The organism is Aliidongia sp. (assembly GCF_035943795.1).
Classification (GTDB): Bacteria; Pseudomonadota; Alphaproteobacteria; order ATCC43930; family CGMCC-115725; genus Aliidongia.
The window spans coordinates 21,985-41,186 of sequence record NZ_DASZBY010000139.1; the positions used below are offsets into that span (position 1 = coordinate 21,985).

A 19,202-nucleotide genomic window follows, 5' to 3' on the forward strand; every position below is an offset into this window, starting at 1 on the left:
AAGCCCCTTGTCTCGGCCGCGCCGGAACGGACATGCTAGGTCCTCGTCGATGCGGACGGCTGGCGTGCCGCCCTTGATGCGAGAGGCCGATTGAAACAGAACACCCTGTATCTTCCATCGACCTTCGAGGAGCGGGGAACCGCGGCGCCTTTCACGACGCCCATGTTCATTCTGAGCCGCGTCCGCCCGGACGAGCGCCAGGGGCTGGTCCTGTTGCTGCCGAGCTTCGGCGGCACCGAAGGGTCCTATGTCGTGCCTTGGAGCGCGGTGCAGGAGATCGGCGGCATGTCGACCCACGACCGGGCCCTGCATGAGGAGATCCTGGCGACCAAGGCGACATCGCCCGACCAGATGCGCGCGGCCGCGTTCAAGGTGGCCTTGACCGGGCTGGCCGGGCCGGCAGCGGCCGAGGCCGCCAGGAAGGCGATGGATGAGGACCAGAAAAAGGTCGACGAGACCCATATCCTGCTGATCCTGGCGCTGCTGACCTCGTCGGGGATGACCAGCCAGGAGCTGATGCAGACCAATCCCGAGAGCGACGAATGGCGGGTCAAGACCAAGGCCATGCTGGCCAAAGCGGCCGAAGACTACGGCATCGACACCGACCAGATCTATTATCGCATCGGTGAGCTGAGCCGCATGCTGGCCCCGGTCGGCCTCGCGATTTCGCGGCAGGAAGCGCGTCTTAGGCAGATGCTGCAGGGGTTAGGCGAATTTCGGCAGTCGATCGCGGAGTGGGCCGAGCAGGACCTCTCGGAAATGGCCGATTTCGCGGGCTTCGCCGCCGGTGCCGCTGACCTGACGCTCGACATGGCCGGCAAGATGTTCCGAAAGCTCGACGCTGCGGTCAACGACATCGGCGCGGTGGTGCGCGATTGGCCGACCCAAGGTCCGCTCGCCAATCATCTGGCGAGCCGCCTCTCGTGGCTGCTCGACGGCTGGGAATTCATCATCGAGCTTTGGCTGAGCCTGGCCGACGAGCCGGTCGATGCGCAGCGCGACGGCGTCGCCAACCTCATGCGGATCCTGCCGCTCATCCCGCGCAACGAGAGCGAGGAGGATGGCGATGACGTGGCCAAGCGGCACGAGGCTTTCCAGCGCAGGCGCTTGCAGGCCCATGTCGACTGGCGCACCGGAAAGTACGACGTCGAACTCGTTTCCCGGATCGAGCAGATCAAGGCAAAGGCGACAGAATGAACGACCTCGACAAGACTGTTGGGATCAACCAGACCGTCGCCGCCGTCCTCGATCTGGAACGGCCGCTGGAGCACATTTCCGAAGCGAAGTTCCGCGAGGTCGCCAAACTTCTGGAAGAGGTGCACGAGCAGCCGGGCGTGCAGCAGATCCTGGACCATGTCCGGCCGCGTCTCGCCAAGCTGCGCCCGGGCCGCAAGCCCAATCTGCAACGGCTGTTCTACCTGCCGCTCGAAGATCTGCTGGTCGGGGACACCACCTCGCCGGACAACGGCCTGCTGCCACGTCATCTGCCCGCTCTGGTCTGGCGATATGTGGTGAAAACCGGCGATGCGTCGATGCGCAAGCAATTGGAAGACGCCCTGCGCCGCGTCAAGGCCGGCGACCATGAGGGCCAGGTGGTGATTGCCAAGCGGCTCTGGCCGTGGGCGGCTGCCGTCCTCGCCAGCCTCCTCGCCGACCCGGCCGGCGCCAGGGCCATGCTCGGTGCCGCTGCCGGACTGCTCGACGAACTGCTCGAAATCTCGGCGCTGCTGCATGTCGCCGAAGCGGTCGACAAGCTGAAGGCGGACCTGCCGCCCCGGCCGATCCGCGGGCTGGGCGACGAGCAGATGGGCCTGATCCGGCGGATCATCGCCGACGGGGCTGCCGGCGATGCCCAGAAGACCTATGTGATGGTGCTGCTCGTCATGGTGCGCATGGCGAAGCGGGCCAGTTTTCTGGAAAGCATCATGGGCATGACCCTCGGGCTGTCGGGGGCCGACAAGCCGGCGGTCTATTCGCGCCTGTCGCGGCTGCTCATGACCGAGATCAACGACCAGGCCGAGCAGTTGATCGCCACAGACCGGGAAAACCTGGTCGGTCTCGCGGATGGCGCGCGGACGCTCGTCAATGGCGTGGTCGCGGCCGAAAAGGCGCTGAAGAACGATCCGAAGGCGCGCCGACAGCTGAGCGAGATGCGCAAGACCGCGGAGAAGACGGTGACCCAGGTCGTGGGCACCGCACAGGGCACGGTGGCGGCCGCGATCGCCATCGGTCCCGGCGCGCCGCTCGACTCGCTGATCAAGACGGAAAACAGCATCCTGGCGCTGCGGAAATGCCAGACCTTCGCCAGCCAGATCGGCCTCGACCGCGCCGTCACCGGGGCGCTGGGTGGCATCGTCGGCGAGGTTCGCCAGAAGGCCGACAAGCTGTTTGCCGCCGTCGGGGGCAAGGGCGCTCCGGTACCGGCCCGCCAGGAGGCGGAGCAGCAGATGTATTGGGCGGTCCGCATGACCGAGCTGGCCGGCAATCCGGACGACGCGGACAAGATCCGGCGTGAGGGCCTGCGCGCGATCGGCTGACCGGTCAGCCGATCTCCAGGACGACCGGCGTGTGGTCGGACGCTTTTTCCTGGCCGCGCGGATGCTTGTCGATCTCGCAGCCTATCGCCCGGTCGCTCGCCCGTGGCGACAGCAGGAAATGATCGATCCGCAGCCCCTCGTCGCGATACCAGCGGCCGGCCTGGTAGTCCCAGAACGAATAGCGATGCGGCTCGTCGTGGAATACCCGGTACGCCTCGGTCAGCCCCAGATTCAGCAGCGCACGGAATTTGGCGCGGCTCTCCGGGCGGCACAGCGCATCCTCGCGCCAGCCGACCGGGTCATACACGTCATCGTCGGTCGGACAGATGTTGTAGTCGCCGGCCAGCACGAACGGCTGCTCGGTCGCGAGCAGGGCCGCGGCATGGGCATGGAGCCGGTCCATCCAGCCGAGCTTGTAGGGATATTTCTCGGTCCCGACCGGATTGCCGTTCGGCAGGTACAGCGACGCGATGCGCAGGTCCTGAACCGTGCCCTCGACATAGCGCGCCTGCTCGTCGGTCGGGTCGCCCGGCAAGCCGAACATGACGTCCTCGACCGGGTGGCGCGACAGCAGGGCGACGCCGTTGTAGCTCTTCTGCCCCAGCACATGCGCCTCGTATCCGGCGCCCTCGATTTCGAGCCGCGGGAAATCCGGGGTCTGGCACTTGATCTCCTGCAGGCAGACCACGTCGGGCTGCGCTTCGGCCAGCCAGGCCAGTACGTTCGGCAGGCGTGCCTTCAGCGAATTGACGTTCCAGGTGGCGATCTTCAACGGCGGAGCTCCGGACAGCGAGGGCTAAGGCCAACAGGATCGTGGGCGGGAGGCGCTGTCAAGCGCACCCTCAGCGACAGCCCGCGATATGGGTGGCGCCCGGTTGGGTACCGAAACACACGCTCGCGTTGGTTCCTGGCGCCGCCTGGTCGGACAGAAGATCGGCTACCGGCGACGCTGGCGCTTCCGGTCCGGTGGCGGCGGCCGCGGCAGGCGGGTGATAGCCATGGGAACCGGCGAGGGATTGCCAACGATGCGCCTCTGCCGGATCGGCCGGCACGCCGCGACCGAGCTGGTAGGCACGGGCGAGATTCGCCATGGCGATCGCGAAGCTCTGCGCCGCGGCACGGCGAAACCAGCGGACGGCCTCGACCGGGTCGGCCGTCACACCCCGGCCCTGGTCATAGAGGAAGCCCAGGTAATTCTGCGCCTCGGCCAGGTTGCCGGCATCGGCGGCCATGCGGATCCATTTGACGGCTTCGCCATCGTTGCGGATGCCGTCGGCCAGGCCCTGCGCGGCGATCAGGCCCAGGCGATAGGCCGCTTGCGGGATGTTGCGGTCGACCGCGCGGCGATACCAGCGCAGCGCCTCGGGATAGTTGCGCGGCACGCCCTGGCCCTGTTCGTAGAGGGCGGCCAGATGCGTCATGCCGTTGCCGTCCCCGGCTTCGGCCGCCCGATGGTAGAGCTCGAACGCCAGGAGATAGTTGCGCGGCAGCCCGCGGCCCCGCTCGTGAAACCGTCCCAAAGCGTCGAGCGCGGGGGGATAGCCCCGGTTGGCCGCCCGTGCCAGGTAGTCGAGCGCCACCGCATCGCCGGCGCCCGTGACATGGCCATTCTGGACGCACAATGCGTACTGATACTGCGCGATGGCCAGTCCCTGGTCGGCCGCCTGCTTGTACAGCGCCACGGTCTGGGCGAACGGCGGCACGGTGCCCAGCCCGCGGTCATGCAGGAATGCCAGGTCGTATTGCCCCATGGCGAAGCCCTGCAGGGCCGACAGGCCGAACCATTTCTCGGCCTCGGCATAGCTGCGCGGCACGCCCAGGCCCGACTCGTAGAGGCGGCCCAGATTGTTCTGATCCGAAGCACCGCCGTTCAAGGCCGACAGGCGATACCATTTCGCGGCTTCGGTATAATCGAGCGGCACGCCGTGGCCGGTCTCATAGACCCAGCCCAGCTCGTTTTCCGCCGTGTTATTGCCCGCGAGCGCGTAGCGCTGCACCACCGGCAGCCCGGCCGAGACGTTGCCGGCGTCGAGCGCCTTGATGGCCTGGGTCAGTTCGACGGGGTCGGCGGCAAGGGCAGGGGTGGCCACCGCCATCGCGGCGAGCAGGCTAGCCCGCCAGGTCCATCGCCCGGTCATGCCGGTGGTTCCGCCCCGCGCCCGAGCGACGACGGCAACCGCCGGGTCCGGATCAGATCGAAAAGGACATGCCGCAGCCGCATGACGAGCTGGCGTTCGGATTGCGCATCTGGAACTGGGCCCCCGACAGATCCTCGACGAAATCCAGTTCGGCGCCGGCCAGCAGGTCGAGCGACGTGTCGTCGATCACCACCTTGGCCCCATCGCGCTGGAATTCGTGGTCGTCGGCCTGACGCTCGGTCGAGAGCTCGAAGTTATATTGAAAGCCCGAGCAGCCGCCGCCCGACACGCCGACGCGCAGGAAGGCGTCCGCACCACCGCCCGTCGCGACCTTTTGAATGCGCCGCGCCGCGGTTTCGCTGATCAGAAGCTGCCGGGTCCCGGCCACGCCGCTTTCGGCCATCGTCGAAATCTCCACCCGCCACGCGGGATTGAGGTTTATCTCGCTCCACTATGTAAGGCGCCTTGCGCCAAAACCCAAGCGCTCGACGCGCAGGGCTGCTTGGGGCTAGGGTCGAGCCGGCAACCGGATGGGGATGGACCAAGGAATATGATGCGCTGGCAGGAGCTGTTGTCGACCCGGCGGCTGGGGCAGAGCGGACCGCGCCGGACCGACGATCACCGCTCCCCGTTCGAGATCGACGTCGACCGTTTCGTGTTCTGCAGCGCGTTCCGGCGCCTGCAGTCGAAGATGCAGGTCCATGGCCCGTCGCTGCATTCCGACCAGCCAGGCGACTATGTGCGCAACCGCCTGACCCATTCGCTGGAGGTGTCGCGCGTCGGGCGTAGCCTGGGCCAGATCGCCGGGCAGTACCTGATCCAGCGCGGGTTGGTCCAGGGCATCAGCGCTGCCGACGTCGGCCACATCGTCTCGGGTGCCGCGATCAGCCACGACGTGGGCCAGACCCCATTCAGCCACCAGGGCGAACAGTCGATCTCGGCTTGGTGGACCAGCAGCCCGATCGCGGCCGAGGTGCTGGCCGGCCTGCCGCCGGAATGGGCCTGGGAGTTGACCCGCTTCGAAGGCAATGCCTTCGGCTTCCGCCTGCTCACCCGCCTCGAAGGCTGGCAGCCGAACGGCGGGCTGCAGCTGACCTGCGCCACGCTGGCCGCCTTCTCGAAATATCCCTGGTCCGGCGTGCTGCCGCCGGAACGCCGACCGCACCCCATGAAATACGGCATCTTTGCCACCGAACTCGACCTGTTCCGCGAGGTCGCGGAGGCGACCGGCCTGATCGAGCGCGAGCCGGGCATCTGGTGCCGCCATCCGCTGGCCCACCTGACCGAGGCCGCCGACGATATCTGCTATCGCATCGTCGATATCGAGGATGCGGTCCAGATCGGCGCCCTGCCGTTCGTCGAGGCGGAGGAGCTGCTGGCGCCGCTCGCCGACAGCCAGGCGGCCGAATATGCCAGCCTGGTCGGCGTCGAGCGCAAGCTGACCTACCTGCGCGCCCGGGCGATCTCGACGCTCATCACCGATACGCTCGAGGTCTGGCGCGACCTGCACGACCAGATGCTGGCCGGCGCGCCGATCCCGCCCCTGCTCGACGGCTCCACGCACAAGCCCCAGCTCGACCGGATCGAGGGCATCACGCGCAGCAAGATCTACCGCGGCGAACGACGGGCCGAGACCATGCTGATCGCCAGCCGGACCATCGACATGCTGCTGGACGGCATCGCCGGCATGCTGCTGCGCCGCGAGGCGACGACAGAAGATGCGGAACTGGCGATCCGCGACCATGCGGTGCTCGAACTGCTCAACCGCGGCCGCGACCCGACCCACCCGCTATCGCGCAACCGCACGGTCTGGGTGCGCGAGATGATGGATACCGTCGCGTCATTGACCGACCATGCGGCCATTCGGATGGCCAAGATCATCGCGGGCGGGCTCGGCGCGTAGAGCCGGGGACGGGTGCGGAGACCTCCCAGTCAGGCGTCTTGACGATGGTTTGCCGGCACGGAATTCGGTACCGCCACGGAGAGGCCTCGCACTTTTCTTGACGACGATTGCCCCGGCAGGTGCCGCAATTTGACGGTTTTCACCGTCACAGGTTGCGCTATGGTGTGGCCGTCCTGAACGGAGAGGCCAAGATGCCCGAGACCAAGCCGGATGCGCCGCTCGACCTATCCTTGTTCGATGATCCGGCCCCGCCGCCGACCGGTCAGGTGCTGGTGCCCCAGTCGCCATCCGCCCACGCGGTGACCTCGGCCGACCCGCGGCTGCAGCCGGAACCGGCGCTGGAACGCCTGGTCGAAGTCGCGAACCTGAGTGCCGACGATCTGGCCGCCGCCCAGCAATCCGCCGCCAAGGTCGATTTCCGGAAGACCGCCAGCCTGCTGTCTCATGGCGACGGCGTGCTGGCCGAGATCGCCCAATCGTCGCGAATGCTGCTCGACGGTGTCCGGCTCGGCGATGCCGGCGAGGTCGGCCGCATCGCGGCGACGGTGATCGACGGCGTCAAGATCCTGCGCATCGAGGATCTTCAGGCAGAATCCGCGGAGGGCCACATGGCGCCGCGCAAAGGGCTGCTCTCAAAGCTGCTCGGCGTCGCGGCCGATGCCCATACCGCCTTCAAGGGCTTTCAGGAGAACCGGAAGAAATTTCTCGACCTGATGGATGGCGAGCAGGCCAAGGCGCGGAAGACCAAGGCCGATCTCGCGGTGTCGATCGAACTGCTGGACCAGCAGGCGCTGGCGATCCGGCGCAGTCTGCATGGACTGAAGATCGAGATCGCCGCCGGGCAGCTGGCACTCGACCGAGGGCAGGAGGAGTTGGAGGCGCTGCGGCTCAATGCCGTCGCCACCGGTGATCCGGCCGATGCCGCCGACGTGCTGGAGGTCCGCAGCGCGCTCGCCAACTTCCGCGGCAAGATCGCGGAGATGCGCGAGAACCTGGTTGGCTCGGCCCTGCTGATCCCGATCATCGGCCAGAACAAGCAGGCGGCCGAGACCCGGCTGATGAAGATCTCCAACGGCATGCTCGTCGTCATCCCGCGCCTGATGGCGGTGGCGTCCCAGGCGGTGGTGCAGGTCGACATACGCCATGCGGCGGCGGAGTCGGAAAAGCTCGACGAGGCGGCGCGGCAGATCACCCTACTGGCGTCCAGGGGAGCCCATGACGCCGCCACCTCGGCGGCGCGCAGCCTGGGCGGCGACCAGCGCAACATCGACGTGCTGGCCCAGGTCGCCGACGAGGCGATCAAGTCCATGCATGAGGTGATCGACATCGAGCGCGATGTCGCGGCCGGCGACCGAGATCGCGAGGCGAAGCTTTCGGCGATTCGCGACCGCCTGGTGATCGGCATGCAAGGCGTCAACCAGCACGCGGTCCAGCTATGAGCGAGGCCAGCCGGAACATCGATTTCGACATGCAGGCAGCCTGGCTGCGGCGTTTCAAGGCGGATGCCGAAAGCAACCTCAAGGCCTTCGCCTTGCGCTTGAAGGAGGCGATGCCCGAACTGGTGACCATCCACGAGAGTCGCGGCCTGTTCCGGGCGGCGAAGGTGACGGGCGTCACCGTCGAACTCGGCGAAAGCCGCTATCTGCTGGAGATCGCCGGCGGCCATCTCAACGCCAGTGTCGCCATGGTCGTGCGCGGCATCACGCTCAGTACCAAGCGGATCGACCCGGGCGACTGGTTCGCCCGCCTCGCGGCGGAGACCCAGGCGGCAAGCGAGCATGCCAAAGCATTGAGCCAATCCCTCTCCGGCTTCATGGCGGGCTGACATGAGCTTCTTCAATCTCTTCCGCAGGGCCGACCCGGGTTCGGCCGCGGTGCAGGCGGAGAACGAACTGCGCCGGGCGGATATCGTCGACAGCCTGCAGCACGGCCGGGTCCCGACCGCGACGCGGGCCCGGCTCGAAGGGTCTCGAAACGGCACGCTGCCCTGGACGGCGACCCTGAGCCCCGCGGAATTGCTGATCGCGCGCTCGCATGGGCTGAAGCCGGTCGCCTCCGTCTCGGCGACCTGCTGGCTGCACCATGGCTGGTCCTGGACCGAAGGCCATGCCCAGGGCTGGGAGATGGCGCTGCGGCGCTTGCGTGAGGAGGCAAAGGCGGCCGGCGCCAATGCGGTGCTCGACGTGAAGATGCGCACCATCCCGCTCGGCGTCGAGAACAGCACCGATTTCACGCTGATCGGTACCGCCGTCCGGGTCGAGGGCCTGCGGCCGAGCGACCACCCGATCGTCGCCACGGTGCCGGCACTGGAATTCGTCAAGCTGCTCGAAGCCGACGTGGTTCCGACCGGTATCGCCATCGGGGCCAAATATCATTGGCTGACCGACTGGCGCGGCGCCACCAACCAGGCGTGGCTGGGCAATCAGGAGACCAAGATCCTCAGCAATTTCTGGGAGATGATCCGCAGGGACGCCCATGCCGAGATGCGGCGCAGCGCCAAGAGCCAGGGCAACGGCGTGCTGGCTCACGTCAATTTCAGCCAGCTGTTCGAGCGCGAGGATGGCAAGGCGAAGCGCTTCCTCGGTCGGCACATCGTCATCGCCACGACGGTCGACGCCAGGGACGACGTGCAGATCGCCCACGACATCCAGATGGTGGTGGACATGCATGCCGGGGCGACGCCGTTGACCGGCACCCGGCCGCACCACCAATCCTATGCATCGAACGAACGAGAGGGAGGGATCTAGCCCCATGTCGAAGGATATTCCGGTCCACGCCAAGGAGCGCCTCAAGGGCCTGCGCCATGCCGGCAGTTCTTCCGGCGTCTTCACGTCGGATTTCTCGGTCAATGAGTTCCTGCTGGTGCGCAAGGCCGGGTTCGAGCCGGTCGGGCTCTGCGTCGGCACCTGCGTCTATCACGTCGGCATCCAGTACGGCAGTTGGAGCAAGAACCAGGAACTCGATGTCCTGTCGAAGGCGATGTACCACGCGCGTGAACTGGCCATGTCGCGCATGCGCGCCGAGGCCGCGGCGATGGGTGCCGACGGCATCGTCGGCGTCAAGCTGACGATCAAGCGCCTGGAATGGGACGAGCATCTGCTGGAGTTCATTGCCATCGGCACCGGGGTGGTGCATAGCGCCGGCCATCGCGGCTTCCGCGCCCATGACGGCGGGCCGTTCACCTCGGACCTGTCCGGGCAAGATTTCTGGTCGCTGCTCCATGCCGGCTACCGCCCGGTCGAGATGGTGATGGGCAGCTGCGTCTATCACGTGGCCCACCGCGGCATGCTCGCCAGCATCGGCACAGCCGGCAGCAATGTCGAGCTGGAGAATTATACATCGGCCATGTACGAGGCCCGCGAGATCGCGGTCGAGCGCATGCAGGCCGAAGCCTCGGCCGCCAAGGCCGAAGGCGTCGTCGGCGTCGACATCCATGAGGGCAGCCATGGCTGGAAGACCCATGTGATCGAGTTCTTCGCGATCGGCACCGCCGTGCTGCCGCTCGATGAGGAGATCGCGCCGGACAAGATCGCCGATCCGATCATGGTGCTGTCGGTCAACGATTGACGGTGAAGCATCGGGCCGGGGCGGGTTCGGGCTGGGTCGCAACTGCCGTTCTTCAAACTCGATCGAATTTGCCCTAAAGTGCCGCCCGTTCCGCGGCATGACCCGCGAAGACCTGGGTCAGCCAGTCGATGAACACCCGCACGCGGGGCGAGAGTTGGCGGCTTTGCGGATACAGCAGCGAGACCGGCAGGGGAGCGGACGGGAAATCCTCCAGCACGGCCACCAAGCTGCCGGCGCCCAGGTCCGCCTCGACATGGTAGCGCGGCACCTGGATCAGCCCCAGGCCCAGCTTGGCCGCGACCACGTTGGTTTCGGCGCCCATGACCGAGAGGGTCGCGGGCAGGGTGAGGCGGCGCATCACGCCGTCGACCTGAAAGGCGAGCGGAAAAAAGCTGCCGGTCGCCGAGGAGACGAAGCCGATCATGCGATGGTCGGCGAGATCGTCCGGCGTGGCCGGCACGCCATGGCGCGCCAGATAGTCCGGGCTGGCGCAGGTCACTTCCTCCAGCACGGCGACGCGGCGGGCGATCATGGTGCTGTCCTGCAGATCGCCGACGCGCAGCACGCAGTCGATGCCTTCGCGCACCAGATCGACCAGCCGGTCGCCCTCGCTCAGGTGCAACTCCAGTTCCGGATAGCGCGCTAGGAACGCCGGCAAGGCGGGCAGGACGAAATGCCGCGCCAAGGTGCCGTGGACGTCGACGCGCAACAGGCCGCGCGGCACGGCGTCACCGAAGGCGGCCTCGGCATCCTCGACGTCGGCGATGATCGCCAGGCAGCGCCGATGATAGGCCTCGCCGTCCAAGGTCGGGGTGACCTGCCGCGTGGTCCGCTGCAGCAGGCGCACGCCGAGGCGCGCCTCCAGCTGCTGTACCACTTCGGTTACCGTCGAGCGGGGCAATCCCAGGTCCTGGGCCGCCAGCGTGAAGCTGCGGCGCTCGACGATCCGGGTAAACAGGCGCATGGCGTCGAACCGGTCCATGAGACCTCCACTATTCGGCATTTCCGAATAGTGTTGCCGAATTTGGCCTGATTATCCAGCCGGTCCGAAAGCTCATATTCCTCCCACGCCCACAGCAACGGAGGAAATCATGAACCAGCGAGCCAAGGTCGCCATCGTCACCGGCGCGTCCCGCGGCATCGGTGCGGCGGTCGCGACGCGCCTCGCCAAAGACGGCTTCACCGTCGTCGTCAATTATTCGGGCGATGCCGTGCCGGCCGAGGCTCTGGTCGCGGAGATCGAGGCAGCCGGCGGCCATGCGCGCGCCGCCCAGGCCGACGTCGGCGACCCGGCCGCCGTCCGTCGCCTGTTCGACACGGCCGAGGCCGCGTTCGGCGGCATCGACGTCCTGGTCAACAATGCCGGTATCATGGCGCTCGGCAATCTGGCCGAGGTCGACGATGCGGCGTTCGACCGGCAGATCGCGGTCAACCTCAAAGGCACCTTCAACACGCTCCGCGAGGCCGCCCGGCGGCTGCGCAACGGCGGCAGGATCGTCAATTTCTCGTCGAGCGTGGTCGGGCTGCTGCAGCCGACCTATGGCGTCTATGCCGCAACCAAGGCGGCGGTCGAAGCCATGACCAGCATCCTGGCCAAGGAACTGCGTGGCCGCGACATCACGGTCAATGCCGTCGCCCCTGGGCCGACCGCGACCGATCTGTTCCTGAAGGGCAAGCCGCAGGACCTGGTCGATCGCCTGGCCAAGCTCGCCCCGTTGGAGCGCCTGGGGCAGCCGGAAGATATCGCCGCGACGGTGGCGATGCTGGTCGGTCCTGACGGCGGCTGGATCAACGGCCAGACACTGCGCGCCAATGGCGGCATCATCTGATCCCGGCGCGCGTCAGGTCGCCTCGCCGCCGACCGGTCCCCAGAACATGACCCAGGCGGCGAAGCCCGGCGAGCAATCCTCGAAACGGTGCTCGACGCCGGCGGCGACGAACAGCGCGTCGCCGGTAACGCAGGCGACACGCTCGCCGGCGCGCCGGAACCAGCCTGCGCCGGCGGCGACCACGTAGAGTTCATCCTGGTCGTGCGGCGTCTGGAGATCCGGCATCGGCGGAACGTAATAGCGCAGCGAGAAGCTGCCGTGTTTCGCCAGCAGGGCCGAGGCGCGGCCGGGCTCGTTCGGCGTCGTTCGGGCGAGCGTCAGCGGAATGAGGGCAGGGGGTGTCTCGATCATGGCTTCATCGTGACAGGCGGACGCCGCGGTCGGGAGGACCGGAATCGCGCGGGCGATCGAACCTCTCGGGCTTGGCCGCGTCGAAAATGCAAGGCCCCGCTGCCCCAGACCCTATGGACGGGACGGTCGTTCTTCCCTAGGAAAGAGGCAGTTTCGGCACGCTTCCGGCTCGGCCGTTCCGGTCCGACCGGCCCGTGCGTCCAGAATTGGGTCCGTCGCCTCGATGAACGTGTTTTCCTACTTCCATGCCGAGATCGTCGATGCGCTCGGCAAGCTCGCCGCCGCCGGTCGGTTGCCGATGGGACTCGACCTCGCGAAGCTCGTGGTCGAGCCGCCGCGCGATGCGGCGCATGGCGACCTGTCGACCAATGCGGCCATGGTGCTGACCAAACAGGCGGGCATGCCGCCGCGCGCGGTCGCCGAACTGCTGGCCGAGGCGCTGCGCGCGCATCCGGCCGTGACCGAGGCGACGATCGCCGGTCCGGGCTTCCTCAACTGGCGCCTCACGGACCGGTTCTGGCAGGAGCGGCTCAAGGACGTGCTGGCCGCCGGCCCGGCCTACGGCGCGTCGGAGATCGGCCGTGGCATCAAGGTCAACGTCGAGTACGTCTCGGCCAACCCGACCGGACCGATGCATGTCGGCCACGCCCGCGGCGCCGTGTTCGGCGACGCGCTGGCCAGCCTGCTGGTCAAGGCGGGCTTCGACGTCTGCCGCGAATATTACATCAACGACGCCGGTGCCCAGGTCGACGTGCTCGCCCGCTCGGCCTACCTGCGCTATCGCGAGGCGCTGGGCGAGGAGATCGGCGAGATCCCGCCGGGCCTCTATCCGGGCGACTATCTGAAGGCGGCGGGGCAGGCGATCGCGGCGCGCGACGGCGACAAGTGGCTGGGCAAGGACGAGGCGGAATGGCTCGTGCCGGTCCGGTCGCTCGCGATCGACGCCATGCTGGTCATGATCAAGGATGATCTGGCCAGCCTCGGGGTGAAGCACGACGTGTTCACGTCCGAACGCGCGCTGCATGAATCGGGTGCGGTCGACCGGACGCTGGCGACGCTCGAAGCGGCCGGCCTCATCTATACCGGCGTGCTGGAGCCGCCCAAGGGCAAGACGCCGGACGATTGGGAGCCGCGGCCGCAGACCCTGTTCGCCGCCACCCGGTTCGGCGACGACGTCGATCGCCCCTTGAAGAAATCGGATGGCGCCTGGACCTATTTCGCCGCCGACATCGCCTATCACCTGGACAAGTATCGGCGCGGCTTTAGCCGGCAGATCGACGTCTGGGGTGCCGACCATGGCGGGTACGTCAAGCGCATGCAGGCCGCTGTGAGCGCGATCACCGACGGCAAGGGTGCGCTCGACGTCAAGATCTGCCAGCTCGTCCAGCTGCTGGACAATGGCGAGCCGGTCAAGATGTCGAAGCGGTCCGGCACGTTCGTGACCCTGCGCGAGGTGGTCGACGAGGTCGGCAAGGACATCGTCCGCTTCATGATGCTGACGCGGAAGAACGACCAGACGCTCGATTTCGATTTCGCCAAGGTGGTCGATCAGTCGCGCGACAACATGGTCTGGTACGTCCAGTACGCCCATGCCCGCGCCCAATCGGTGCTGCGCCGCGCCAGATCCGAGGATACGGTCTCCGACCTGTCGACCACGGCTCTGGCCGTGGCGGACCTGGCGCCGCTGGTCGATCCTTCCGAGGTGGCACTGATCCGCCTGCTGGCCGGCTGGCCGCGGCTGATCGAGAGCGCCGCCGAGGCGCACGAGCCCCATCGCCTGGCGTTCGCCCTCTATGAGATCGCCGCCCAGTTCCACAGCCTGTGGAACAAGGGCAAGGACGATGCCGGCCTGCGCTTCGTGCTGGCCGACGATGCCAAGACGACGCTGGCGCGTCTGGCCCTGGTGCAGGCGGTCGGTTTCGTGATCGCTTCGGGGCTCGACGTGTTCGGCGTCACGCCCGTGATGGAGTTGCGCTGATGCCGCCACGGCTGTTTCCCGACGAACCCGAGCAGCGCCGCCAGGACGAGGGTCTGTCGATCGACCCGACCGAGCGTCCCTATTACGCGGGCGAGGACGAACCGCGCCGCGGCGGCATGCTCCGCAACATCCTGGTGGTGTGCGTGATGGTCGCCTGCGCCGGCGCCATCTATTTCGCCTATAGCAAGGGCAAGCAGGCCGGCGGCAACGAGACAGGCGGCGCCGTGCCGCTGATCCGCGCCGACCAGGATCCGACCAAGAAGAAGCCGGACGACGCCGGCGGCTCGACACCGGACCAGGACAAGCTGGTCTATAACCCGAACGATCCTAACGGCGCGAAGGTCGAGCGCCTGCTGCCGCCGCCGGAGCAGCCATTGCCGAAGCCGCTGCCGAGCGCGCCCGAGCCGTTGCCCGTGCAGAACATCGCGCCGGTCGCAGCACCGCAGGCGGCGCCGCCGACCGCCGCCGCGGGTGTCGCGACCAATGCGGCCTCGCAGCAGGCCAACGCGACCGGCATGATGAGCTCCCCGCCCGGCGCCAAGGCCGCACCCGGCGTCGAGATCCCGCCGGCACCTCCGCCGCAGGCCCAGACGGCACCCGGCAAGCCGATGGCGCTCACGCCCCAGGCGGCCGCCCGGCCGGTCCCGCCGCCGACAGCGGCGGCAGCCACCGGTCCGCTGCGCGTGCAGATCGCGGCCACCAAGGACGAAGCTTCGGCACGCGCCGAATTCGCCCGGCTGCAGAAGGCCCATGGCGACCTGTTGGGCAATCTGTCGGCGACCGTGGTCAAGGCCGACCTGGGCGACAAGGGTACGTTCTATCGCATCCAGGCCGGACCCATCGCCGACAAGGCGCAGGCCGACAAACTGTGTGGCCAGCTGAAGCCGCTCGGGATCGGGTGCATCGTTGTCCATTGAGCGGACGGCCTCGGCCCCCGCAGCACATTTGGGACGCACCGCCGCGATTTTCGGCTGCGCCGGCCTGTCGCTGACCGCGGAGGAGCGCGCATTCTTTCGCGAGACCGATCCCGCCGGGTTCATCCTGTTCAAGCGGAATTGCGAGCATCCCGACCAGGTCCGTGCCCTGGTTGCCGATCTGCGGACGTCGGTCGGACGGCCGACGGCCCCGGTGCTGATCGACCAGGAGGGCGGGCGGGTGCAACGGCTTCGTCCGCCGCATTGGCGGACCGCACCACCGGCCAGGCGCTTCGCCGAGCTCTATCGCCGCGATCCGGCCGCGGGGCTACGGGCCGCCTGGCTGAATGCGCGGCTGATCGCGGCCGAACTGCACGATCTGGGCATCGACGTCGATTGCGCGCCGGTGCTCGACAACCCCGCGCCGGGCGCCCATGACGTGATCGGCGACCGCGCGCTGGGCGGCGATGTCGCGACCATCGCCGCGCTCGGCCGGGCCGTCATGGACGGCCTGCTGGCCGGCGGCGTGCTGCCCGTCATCAAGCATCTGCCCGGTCATGGCCGGGCGCAGGTCGACAGCCACAAGCATCTGCCGATCGTGGAGGCCAGCGACGCGGAATTGCGCGCCCGCGACCTGCCGCCGTTTGCGACACTGGCCGATGCGCCATTCGCGATGACCGCTCACGTCGTCTATCGGGCATGGGATGCCGATCGAGTGGCGACATGGTCGCCGGACGTCATTGGCCGTGTGATCCGGGACGCCGTCGGCTTCACGGGCTGTCTGTTGAGCGACGACCTCAGCATGCAGGCGCTCGACGGCGCGCTGGGCGACCGGGCGGGCCGCGCGATCGCCGCCGGCTGCGATCTGGCCCTGCATTGCAATGGCGACCTGACCGAGATGAGGGATGTCGCCGCCGCCGCGGGCCCCATATCTGAGGCCGCTGCCGCGCGCCTCGCCGGCGCGCTCGGCCGCCGGCTGGAACCGCAGCCGATCGATCGGGCCGCCGCCCTGGCGGCGCTGGACGGGCTGTTGAAGGACTGATGCCTTTGAACCAATTGATGCAGACGCTGCAGGGCCTGACCGTCTGGGTCCTGCCCGTGCTGTTCGCCATCACCCTGCACGAGGCGGCCCATGGATATGCGGCGCTGCTGTGCGGCGACACCACGGCACAGCGCGCGGGCCGGCTGTCGATCAATCCACTACGCCATATCGATCCGTTCGGTACAATCATCCTGCCGGCCATCGCCTATTTCGGCGGCGGCTTCCTGTTCGGCTACGCGAAGCCGGTCCCGGTCAATTTCCGGGCGCTGAAGCGGCCGCGGCTCGACATGATCTTCGTGGCCTTCGCCGGCCCGCTGACCAACATCGTGCTGGCCGCGATCTCGATCTTTCTGTTCTCGCACCTGACCCCGACGATGCCGCAATGGGCGCAGCTGTTCGTGGCGAAGAACCTCCATAATTCGGCGCAGATCAACCTGACCCTCGCGATCTTCAACCTGCTGCCCATTCCGCCGCTCGACGGTGGCCGTATCGTCACCGGCCTGCTGCCGCCGAGGCTCGCGCGTGAATATGCCAAGCTGGAGCAGGTCGGCTTGCTGATCCTGTTGGCGCTGCTCGTCTTTATTCCTATGCTGGGCGACCGCCTGCATATGGATTTCAATTTTCTGATGCCCGTCATCGAATATCCGTACGAGTGGCTCGGTTCCATCTTGGTCAACCTCTTCGGGTGAACGCCGCCGTGACCTCGGAAGACGCCGCATCGAATGCCGAACTGGTCGTCGATCTCGACGGTTTCGAGGGGCCGATCGGCATGCTGCTGATGCTGGCGCGCGAGCAGAAGGTCGACCTGACCCGGATCTCGATCCTGGCGCTGGCCGAGCAATACCTGACTTTCATCGCCGAAGCGCACCGCCTGCGGCTGGAACTGGCGGCCGACTATCTGGTGATGGCCGCCTGGCTCGCCTACCTGAAATCGCGCATGCTGCTGCCCGACCCGCCGCCGGACGACGAGCCGACCGTAGCGGAGCTGGCCGAGGCGCTGCATTTCCGCCTGCTGCGGCTCGAAGCGATGCAGCAGGCCGGCAAGGCGCTGGTCGACCGGCCGCTGCTCGGCCGCGACATTTTCGCCCATGGCGCGCCCGAAGGCCTGAAGACGATCACCCGGCCGGTCTACGCGGTCAGCCTCTACGAACTGTTGAAATCCTATGGCGACCATCGCTCGCGCGGCGAGACGACCGTGCTGCATATCCGGGCGCCCGAATATTATTCGGTCGACGACGCGATCCGCCGCCTGTCGCAGATGATCGGGCATACGGTCGAGTGGCGGCTGCTCGGCGCCTTCCTGCCGCCGCAGCTGCGCACCGGCGTGCTCGGCCGGTCGGCGCTGGCCGCCACCTTCGTCGCCAGCCTGGAACTGGCCAAGACCGGCGAGATCGAGCTGCGCCAGGAAGAGATCTACGGCCCGATCTTCGTGCGCGGCGCGCGGCCCTCGCCATGATCGATGCCGAAGACCGGGACGAGGCGACGGAGCCGCACGAGCCGACCGATCGGGAGGCCGAGCGCGAGCGCGCGCTGCGGCTGATCGAGGCGTTGCTGTTCGCTTCCGACCGGCCGATGGGCGACGCGGAACTGGTGGCGCGCCTGCCGGATGCGCTGGCGCTGGAAGAGCTGCTGGAGACGCTGCGGGCGCACTACCGCTTCCGTGGCATCAACCTGGTGCGCGCGGCCGGCGGCTGGACGTTCCGTACCGCGCCCGACCTGGCCGGGTTGCTGGCGCATGAAACGGTCCAGGCGCGCAAGCTGACCCGCGCCCAGATCGAGACATTGGCGATCATCGCCTATCACCAGCCGGTGACGCGGGCCGAGGTCGAGGAGATCCGCGGCGTCACGCTGGCCAAGGGCACGCTGGATCTGCTGATGGAGGCCGGCTGGGTACAGCCGAAGGGGCGCCGCGAGACGCCGGGCCGGCCGGCGACCTGGGTCACGACCGACGGCTTCCTGCTGCATTTCGGCCTCGATTCGCTACGCGACCTGCCGAATGTCGACGAGCTGCGTGCCGCCGGCCTGCTCGATGCCCGGCCGGCCTCGACCCTGGGCGAGGCGGCACCCGACGAGCCTGGGGCTGATCAAGGCGGCTATGCCGGTGAAGACGACGACCCGCTGTGATCGCAAGAACGGCAGATGCGCGCCCCGCCGCGTTGCCTGGGCCATGCCTTTCTGCCATCATCCGCGCCGTTCGATAAGGGTGGTTGGAGCGACGCGTGATCGGCATCGGAATCTGGCAAGTCGTTCTGACGGTGGCGATCGTGGCGGTGGCGGTCTATGGCCTGGTCCGCGTCCGCCGACAGCGGCCTCATGACGATCGCTGACACCGGGGCGATCGAGCCGACCCTTTCCCCGCTCCATTGAAGCGAGTGCTGCACGCTCATGTTTGATTTCGCCTGGTCAGAGATCGCCGTCATCGGCGTCATCGCGCTGGTCGTGATCGGCCCCAAGGACCTGCCGAAGGCGCTCAAGACCGCCGGCTTCATGGTTCGCCGCGCCCGTCTGATGGCGCGGGAGTTCCAGAACAGCGTCGACGACATGATCCGCGATTCCGAGCTGAACGAGATCCGCGAGCAGGCGGCCAAGGCCGCCGGCGTCGACGATCTGAAGCAGGCCATGCGGGAGGCGGTCGATGCCGGCGGCGAAATCCGCACGGCCATGGCCGAACCGCTCGGCGGCACGCTGGCCCAGGAGGCCGCGCCGCCGCCGCCGACCGTCGAGGGATCGGCGATCGGTGCCTTGCCGACCGAAAGCGAGCATTCGATCCTCGATCCCGCGATCAAACCACCGGCGTCACCGGCCCTTGCCGACATTCCCGGGCCGGACAAGGACGTGCCGCCCGATTTGCATAGGACTCCGCCCGCACCATGAGCGACGAGCTCGACGACGGCCGCATGTCGCTGATCGAACATTTGATCGAACTGCGCAAGCGCCTCATCT

At 67.7% G+C, this 19,202-nt stretch carries 20 protein-coding genes; 15 read left to right on the forward strand and 5 right to left on the reverse strand.

The window, feature by feature from the left end; genetic code table 11:
• The first annotated feature begins 90 nt into the window (after positions 1 to 90).
• Together VGV37_RS26550 and VGV37_RS26555 are read left to right on the forward strand one after the other, a co-directional pair.
• On the forward strand, positions 91 to 1,197 hold the full coding sequence (locus VGV37_RS26550; protein WP_326882818.1) for a hypothetical protein: 1,107 nt from the start codon (positions 91 to 93) through the stop codon (positions 1,195 to 1,197).
• Positions 1,194 to 2,537 carry a hypothetical protein gene (locus VGV37_RS26555; RefSeq protein ID WP_326882820.1) on the forward strand — a complete coding sequence of 448 codons (1,344 nt, stop codon included), beginning with the start codon at positions 1,194 to 1,196 and terminating at the stop codon, positions 2,535 to 2,537. Before VGV37_RS26550 ends, VGV37_RS26555 begins: the two co-directional genes overlap by 4 nt.
• A 4-nt stretch (positions 2,538 to 2,541) precedes the next feature.
• On the opposite strand, the gene VGV37_RS26560 is transcribed toward VGV37_RS26555, so the two are convergent.
• The 3 genes from VGV37_RS26560 to VGV37_RS26570 all read right to left on the reverse strand — a co-directional run bounded on the left by VGV37_RS26560 (position 2,542) and on the right by VGV37_RS26570 (position 5,078).
• Positions 2,542 to 3,309, reverse strand: a complete 768-nt coding sequence (locus VGV37_RS26560; protein ID WP_326882821.1) for an exodeoxyribonuclease III — start codon at positions 3,307 to 3,309, stop codon at positions 2,542 to 2,544.
• A 70-nt stretch (positions 3,310 to 3,379) separates the two neighbouring features.
• On the reverse strand, positions 3,380 to 4,675 hold the full coding sequence (locus VGV37_RS26565; protein ID WP_326882822.1) for a tetratricopeptide repeat protein: 1,296 nt from the start codon (positions 4,673 to 4,675) through the stop codon (positions 3,380 to 3,382).
• Between the two features lie 52 nt (positions 4,676 to 4,727).
• Positions 4,728 to 5,078 (reverse strand): HesB/IscA family protein, encoded by a 351-nt coding sequence (locus tag VGV37_RS26570; protein WP_326882823.1) that lies wholly within the window; start codon positions 5,076 to 5,078, stop codon positions 4,728 to 4,730.
• A gap of 147 nt (positions 5,079 to 5,225) precedes the next feature.
• Between VGV37_RS26570 and dgt the strand changes: the two genes are divergently transcribed.
• The 5 genes from dgt (at position 5,226) to VGV37_RS26595 (ending at position 10,145) form a co-directional block, all read left to right on the forward strand.
• The gene (dgt, locus tag VGV37_RS26575) at positions 5,226 to 6,578 is read left to right on the forward strand and encodes a dGTP triphosphohydrolase (protein WP_326882824.1); all 1,353 of its coding nucleotides are present in this window, start codon (positions 5,226 to 5,228) and stop codon (positions 6,576 to 6,578) included.
• A gap of 191 nt (positions 6,579 to 6,769) precedes the next feature.
• A complete protein-coding gene (locus tag VGV37_RS26580) occupies positions 6,770 to 8,017 on the forward strand; it encodes a toxic anion resistance protein (protein WP_326882825.1) in 1,248 nt (415 codons plus the stop codon).
• Positions 8,014 to 8,403, forward strand: a complete 390-nt coding sequence (locus VGV37_RS26585) for a hypothetical protein (protein ID WP_326882826.1) — start codon at positions 8,014 to 8,016, stop codon at positions 8,401 to 8,403. The genes VGV37_RS26580 and VGV37_RS26585 overlap by 4 nt, the downstream gene beginning before the upstream one ends.
• A 1-nt stretch (position 8,404) precedes the next feature.
• Entirely contained in the window at positions 8,405 to 9,325 is a 921-nt protein-coding gene (locus VGV37_RS26590; protein ID WP_326882827.1) for a heavy metal-binding domain-containing protein, read from the forward strand.
• Between the two features lie 4 nt (positions 9,326 to 9,329).
• Positions 9,330 to 10,145 (forward strand): heavy metal-binding domain-containing protein, encoded by an 816-nt coding sequence (locus VGV37_RS26595; protein ID WP_326882828.1) that lies wholly within the window; start codon positions 9,330 to 9,332, stop codon positions 10,143 to 10,145.
• 73 nt (positions 10,146 to 10,218) lie between these two features.
• Here VGV37_RS26595 and VGV37_RS26600 read toward each other — a convergent pair whose 3' ends face one another.
• Positions 10,219 to 11,127, reverse strand: a complete 909-nt coding sequence (locus tag VGV37_RS26600; RefSeq protein WP_326882829.1) for a LysR family transcriptional regulator — start codon at positions 11,125 to 11,127, stop codon at positions 10,219 to 10,221.
• 109 nt (positions 11,128 to 11,236) lie between these two features.
• On the opposite strand from VGV37_RS26600, the gene VGV37_RS26605 reads away from it, so the two are divergent.
• On the forward strand, positions 11,237 to 11,974 hold the full coding sequence (locus VGV37_RS26605) for an SDR family oxidoreductase (RefSeq protein WP_326882830.1): 738 nt from the start codon (positions 11,237 to 11,239) through the stop codon (positions 11,972 to 11,974).
• Positions 11,975 to 11,986: 12 nt separating this feature from the next.
• Here the strand turns inward: VGV37_RS26605 and VGV37_RS26610 are convergent, their stop codons facing one another.
• A complete protein-coding gene (locus VGV37_RS26610) occupies positions 11,987 to 12,325 on the reverse strand; it encodes a cupin domain-containing protein (RefSeq protein WP_326882831.1) in 339 nt (112 codons plus the stop codon).
• Positions 12,326 to 12,548: 223 nt separating this feature from the next.
• Here VGV37_RS26610 and argS point away from each other — a divergent pair, with 223 nt between their 5' ends.
• From argS to tatB, 7 genes are all read left to right on the forward strand, one after another.
• Positions 12,549 to 14,303 (forward strand): arginine--tRNA ligase, encoded by a 1,755-nt coding sequence (gene argS / locus VGV37_RS26615; protein ID WP_326882832.1) that lies wholly within the window; start codon positions 12,549 to 12,551, stop codon positions 14,301 to 14,303.
• A complete protein-coding gene (locus tag VGV37_RS26620) occupies positions 14,303 to 15,220 on the forward strand; it encodes an SPOR domain-containing protein (protein WP_326882833.1) in 918 nt (305 codons plus the stop codon). Before argS ends, VGV37_RS26620 begins: the two co-directional genes overlap by 1 nt.
• A gap of 28 nt (positions 15,221 to 15,248) precedes the next feature.
• Positions 15,249 to 16,259 carry a beta-N-acetylhexosaminidase gene (gene nagZ / locus VGV37_RS26625; RefSeq protein WP_326882834.1) on the forward strand — a complete coding sequence of 337 codons (1,011 nt, stop codon included), beginning with the start codon at positions 15,249 to 15,251 and terminating at the stop codon, positions 16,257 to 16,259.
• Positions 16,259 to 16,948 carry a site-2 protease family protein gene (locus VGV37_RS26630; RefSeq protein WP_326882835.1) on the forward strand — a complete coding sequence of 230 codons (690 nt, stop codon included), beginning with the start codon at positions 16,259 to 16,261 and terminating at the stop codon, positions 16,946 to 16,948. The genes nagZ and VGV37_RS26630 overlap by 1 nt, the downstream gene beginning before the upstream one ends.
• Before the next feature lie 8 nt (positions 16,949 to 16,956).
• Positions 16,957 to 17,715, forward strand: a complete 759-nt coding sequence (locus VGV37_RS26635; protein WP_326882836.1) for a ScpA family protein — start codon at positions 16,957 to 16,959, stop codon at positions 17,713 to 17,715.
• The gene (scpB, locus tag VGV37_RS26640) at positions 17,712 to 18,383 is read left to right on the forward strand and encodes an SMC-Scp complex subunit ScpB (RefSeq protein ID WP_326882837.1); all 672 of its coding nucleotides are present in this window, start codon (positions 17,712 to 17,714) and stop codon (positions 18,381 to 18,383) included. Before VGV37_RS26635 ends, scpB begins: the two co-directional genes overlap by 4 nt.
• Before the next feature lie 261 nt (positions 18,384 to 18,644).
• On the forward strand, positions 18,645 to 19,133 hold the full coding sequence (gene tatB / locus VGV37_RS26645) for a Sec-independent protein translocase protein TatB (protein WP_326882838.1): 489 nt from the start codon (positions 18,645 to 18,647) through the stop codon (positions 19,131 to 19,133).
• Positions 19,134 to 19,202 lie beyond the last annotated feature (69 nt).